Source organism: Streptomyces milbemycinicus (assembly GCF_002154605.1).
Taxonomy (GTDB): Bacteria; Actinomycetota; Actinomycetes; order Streptomycetales; family Streptomycetaceae; genus Streptomyces; species Streptomyces milbemycinicus.
In genome coordinates, this window is the sequence record NZ_MUNE01001114.1 from 1 (window position 1) to 5,488 (window position 5,488).

At 73.8% G+C, this 5,488-nt stretch carries 1 protein-coding gene; it reads left to right on the forward strand.

Annotated elements, in window-relative coordinates:
• A partial coding sequence (locus CCN51_RS55560) for a hypothetical protein (protein ID WP_211303350.1) occupies positions 1–5,488 on the forward strand: 5,488 nt, incomplete at both ends.

Below are 5,488 nucleotides of genomic sequence, written 5' to 3' on the forward strand. Positions count from 1 at the left end.
TGACGGGGCAGCGGCCGCGGGCGCGGCGGCCCGCCCCGTCCCCGGCCTCCCCGGACCGCGTGGCGCACCTCGCCTCCCGACTGCCGGGCATGTCGGCGGCGGAGCGCGCGAAGGAGCTGGCGCTGCTGTCGTCGGCCGACCGCGAGCAACTGGCGTCGGACCCGGCGCTGATCGACGCGCTGGAGGCCAGGCTGCCCGCGCCGGAGTTCGCGGCGACGGCCGCGCGGCTGCTGATCCAGGTGCCGAAGGGGGTGAACCAGCCCGACTCGGCACGGCGCGAGGTGCTTGGCCGGCTCACGCCGATGCTGGGCAACCCCAAGGTGGCGGCCACCCTGCTGAGGGCCGGTGCGCGGGTCGTGGTGGTGCCCAAGGACGAGGCGATGACCTCGCTCGCCCCGTTCCGCCATCTGCGGGGCAAGCCGGTCGGCCCGGACGGGCGGGTCTGGGACACCGTGCGCGGCGTGGGCGGCCGGACGACAGCGGTGACGGAGGAGAACCTTCTCGGCAAACAGAGCACCATCGGCGACGAGCACATCTACGCCAAGGGGTACTCCACCACCACGCACGAGTTCGCGCACGCCATCCATCAGCACGGGCTCTCCGACAAGGACCGCAAGCGCATCCGCGACGCCTTCTACGCCAAGCGCAACCGGGAGCGGCGGTCGCAGCTGCCGGGCTCCAAGGTCCCCCCGCCGCAGTGGCCGGACGGCGTGGCGAGGGACCTGGCGGGGCAGCCGGTGCTGAACTACTCCGCCCGGGACGAGTACGAGTTCTTCGCCCAGCTGACCAACGCCTACCTCGGGACCAACGAGGGCACCGACCCGTACACCGGGCAGCGCCGCAACAACGGGGCCCAGTGGGTGCGGGAGTACGAGCGGGGACGGCCCAAGCGGGAGCGGCTGTTGCCCCTGCTGGAGCGGCTGTACGGCACGAGCCGTATCAAGGCCGAGAACCACCTGTACGAGGGGTTCCGGGGGCTGTGGGACCAGGCCGAGAACACCCACCGGCCCCAGCCGCACGTCACGGCGCCCGCGCCCGACCCCGCGCCCACCGCTCCGGCCACCGTGGACACCCTCGCGGCCGACGGGCAGGCGCCCCCTCCGCCGCAGACCACCGCCCAGGACCAGCAGGAGCGGAACGGAGACCAGGACGGAGACGGGACCGAGACCCCCGAGACCGGTACGGACACGCCGGAGACGACACCTCCCAAGGATCCGCTGAGCATCGAGCACCACCTCGACCGCCGCCGCCCGCCCCGCCTCGACCGCGGGCTGCCGCCCGCCCCGCTGGAGCGCGACACCGCCCGGTTCACCGACGGCAGCCGGATGCCCGCCCCTCTCGACGGCATCCGACAGATGATGGCCGATCTGCCCGAGGAGGTGCTGGCGCGGTCGGCTGCCTTCGGCACCAAGGACTTCACCCTGCGCGGCACCGACCAGGCGCTGAAGGAGCTCGAACGCGAGCTGCGGGCCAGGCCGGGCGCCCGGCCCCGCAAGCCCCGCTCCGGCGCCCCGCGCGACACCGGGCTGCTCGCCGAGGTGGCGACGGCGCTCCGCGAGGACCTGGGCGGACTCAGCGGCGACGGGCGCGAGTTCACCTACACCGACGAGAAGGGCCGGGTCCGGGTGCTGCACCTCGCGGTGCGCCACTACGGCGGCTGGGAACGCTTCACCGACACCTCCGACGGACCGCGGAAGATCGAGTCGACGGCGCGGACCCAGCGCACCACGGGACGTACCCCCACCCAGAGCACCAGCTACGCCCTCAACCCGTTCGCCCCGCTGTGGCCGCTGACCAAGCCGCTGGGCGTCTTCGGCCGGGTCGGCCTGCGCTTCGCCCGTACCCACGCCGTCGGCTACACCCTCACCTCCCAGACCACCAGCCAGTCCAAGACGAGCAGCACCGACACCTCGCACCGCTACCTCGACGACGTCTACTACGAGTTCACCGTCACCGATGAGCGGGGCCGGCCCGTGACGGAAGACGGCGGCCGGACCCCGGCGACGTTCGGCTTCGGGATGCGCGGCGGGCTGTCCCTGCGGCTCTCGGACAGCGCGGCGACCGAGTCCAAGCCGGGCCGCATCCCGCGCCTGATCGGCTACCAAGGCCGGCCGCACCACCGGCTCGTCACCACCGAGGACTTCGGCCCCCTCATCCATGTCCGGGACTGGGCCGCCGGGCAGATCGGGGCCCGCCCCGGCTCCTCGGCCCACCGCGAGCTGGACGCGTTCATCTCGTCCCGCAACTTCCAGCGGATGGCCCGGGTCCTCGGCACCGGCCGGATGACCACCGCCCCGCTGTTCGCCGACGACAAGCTCCGCACGCCACTGGGCATCTTCACGGTGCAGGTCCTGCCACGCCGCGCCATCCTCGTCGACGAGACGACCGCCGCCGCCCTCAAGGACGTCACCGCACTCACGCTCACCAACGAGCGCAACCTCTCCATCGCCACCGGCCAGGAGATCAACGGCTCGGTGGGGCCGGCCTTCAACTGGCTCGGCCTCAACGGGGACCAGCTGAATCTGCGCTTCCTGCTCGGCTTCGCCGCCCGGTACGGCCACCGGACCACCCGCGCCATGAACACCGGCGGCTCCGGCGCGGTCAAGACCGAGGGCGAGGCCAAGAACACCCCCGTCGGCCTCTATCTCGTCGAGAAGGCCGTCGTGGTGCGGCGCGTCGGCCGCGACCGCACGGCGGGCACCACCCCGGGGCCCGAGCACGCGGCCCGGGTGTTCGTCACCTGGAGCCTGGACCGGATGCCCCGCTCCGAGGCGCGCCGGCTGGCGGGCTGGGACGACGGGACACGGCTGCGCATGCGCAGCGGCGCCCCCGAGCCGTACGCACCCGCCTATCTGACCCCCGACCGGCCGCCCACGCTGGGGGTGGCCAGGGTCGAGGAGTTCACGGCCGACGACGCCACCGCCGACGACGCCACCGACACCACCGCCGACGACGCCACCTGGCACGACAGGTTCGCGGACACCATCCTGCGGGAGGCCGCCCGCGCCTACCCGGGCCTGGTCGCGCCGCTCGACGAGCTCGACCCGGACAACCCCCGCTGGCGCGACGCCGACCACTTCCAGACGGCGCTCACCAACACCCTGGAGATCCTCACCACCCTCGCGTACCACACCATGGCCGGATCCCTGGAGACGCTGATCACCAGCGGCGTCCGGATCCCGCTGCGCGAGTCCCTGCGCTTCAAGCGCGGCTATCGCTATCTGTGGCTGGACGGTGAGCTGACCGGCCGCCGCTACGAGGGCACCCAGACCGGGCTGAAGATCAAGCACTCCGCGCCCGGCGGCGAGAAGCTCGACAGCGACCACGGGGTGGTCCACGACCTGGAGGGAGGCATCGAGGGCAACGGGACCCTGCGCACCACGGCCGCCACCGCGCTCGGCCTCTCCAAGCACTCCGGCAGCCTGTTCCTCGGGCTGAGCGGGGGCCGCGGCCGCGGCCAGAACAGCGTGTTCGGGCCCAGCACCGCCGTCGAGCGGGCGGTGGCGAGCACTCGCCCGCCGCATCTGTACAGCTACCGACTCCGCGTCACCGTCAGCCGCGGCGGCTACTGGCGGCTGCCCGGCCTGCTGCGCGGATTCGCCTCCGCCGGGCTGCTGGGCACCCAGCCCTTCGTCTTCCGCGAGAAGCCGTCCGATGTGATCGGCACCGCCGCCGACGGCACCCCCGTGGGCGGCGGCCCGCTCACCGGGCGGGTGCTGCTCAGCATCCTCGACGAGCACACCTCCGCCACCGACCCGCACGTGGCGGGCACGGCCAACCCCTACCGCGACTTCGAGGACGGCATCGACAGCACCCCGCTGGACGACGCACAGGCCCTGGCGCTCGCGAAGGCCGACCACACCGCGCTCGACGCCGCGGCCCGCCGCGCCCAGCAGCCGTTCACGGGCCACGCCCAGCTCACCATCGCGGTCCTCGGCCAGCCCGCTCTCATCCGGGCCGTGGAGGAGTCGCTGCGGGGCGCCTCGGGCGGGTCGTGGCATCTGACCCAGCAGGGCGCGCCCGCCCATGACGCCGCGCTGCGCCCGTTCCAGGCCCCGTATCTGACGGCCAACGCCGACCAGAGCCTCAGCCCGTCGGGCTGGCGGATCACCGGGCTGTGGGCCAGGGGACCGTATCTCAACCGGGGCGGCGTCCTCGCCCACCGGATGACCGTGGCGGGGCTGACGCTGCTGTCCGAGCCGGCCCCGATGGCCGCCGCCCTGAAGATCACCGGTGGTACGCAGTCGGGCGGGAAGAACACTGTCACCTACAGCTTCCTCTTCGGCGGGCGGCTCTCCGCCTTCCAGCCGCACGGCGGCGAGCGCGGCCCGGCCGGGTTCTACTCGCTGAACATCAGCCCCTGGTCGTACGGCCGGACCAAGGGCGACACCGTCACCCGGTCCGTCACCAACGAGGTATCCCGGCAGGACAACACCCACCAGGTGCTGGTGTCCGGCAACGCCGAGCACGAGATCGCGGTGGCCTCCAGCGCCCTCGGCACCACGACCGGCGCGGGCAGCCGACTGGTGCCGCGCGGCCTCGCCGCCGCCTCGGGACAGCTGCTGGCCGTCCCCGGCGGCTGGATCGGGCTGCTCCCCGAGTACAGCGCCGTGGAACTCAACCTGATCGACGACGGCTGGGGCGCGGTGCCGCACTACGACGCGCAGACCTGGTCGCCGCAGGCGTGGCTGCCGGGCAACGCCCTGAGCGGCTATCCGCTGGGCGAACTCAACGCGGCCGCGGTGCTGGACGCCTTCGACCGCGCGCTGCGCGGTCTGTCGCTCGACGAGACCGGCCGCAACGCCCTGCTGCGCCTCGCCTCCAGCCGGCTGCTGCGGGCGCTGCGCGGGGACATGGAGGGCGCCGGCTCCACGGTGCCCGCCAGGACCGGGCGCTGGGGCTGGGACGGGATGCGCATCGGCGGCCGTCAGGTGCGGCTGCGGGTGCAACTGATCGCCGGTGCACCGCAGTTCCGCCGGCTCGGACACGGCATCGACTGGGAGGACAACCTCGCGGCCACCGAGTCCACCGGCTCCAGCCTGAGCCGCACCCGCGGGCCGGACTTCGGGCTGTCGGTCGGCGAGAACGCGTACACCCACAACCCCGACGCCTCCACGGCGGGCCCCGGCTACAGCGAGACCGGCTCCGCCCGCAAGACCCTCACCGCCAGCCACTCGTCCAGCCCGATGACGACCTGGACGGTGGCCACCAGCGAGCCCTACGCCGAGTACGACACCCCCTACCGACTGCGGATCGTCCTGGAGGTCGAAGACGCCCCGGACCCCACCCCGCCGACGGCCGCCGACAGCCGCGTCAGACATCTGACCCACCGGGCGCGGCAGGCGTCCCGCTATGTCCGGGGCAAGCGCCGCGTCGTCGAGGAGGGAGACGTCGGCAAGCTGCGCAAGCAGACCCCGCTCAGCCTGATGAGCCCCGACCCGGCCGGCCCGCGGACGGCTCCGGCCGCCGTCGACCCCCTCGGGCCGCC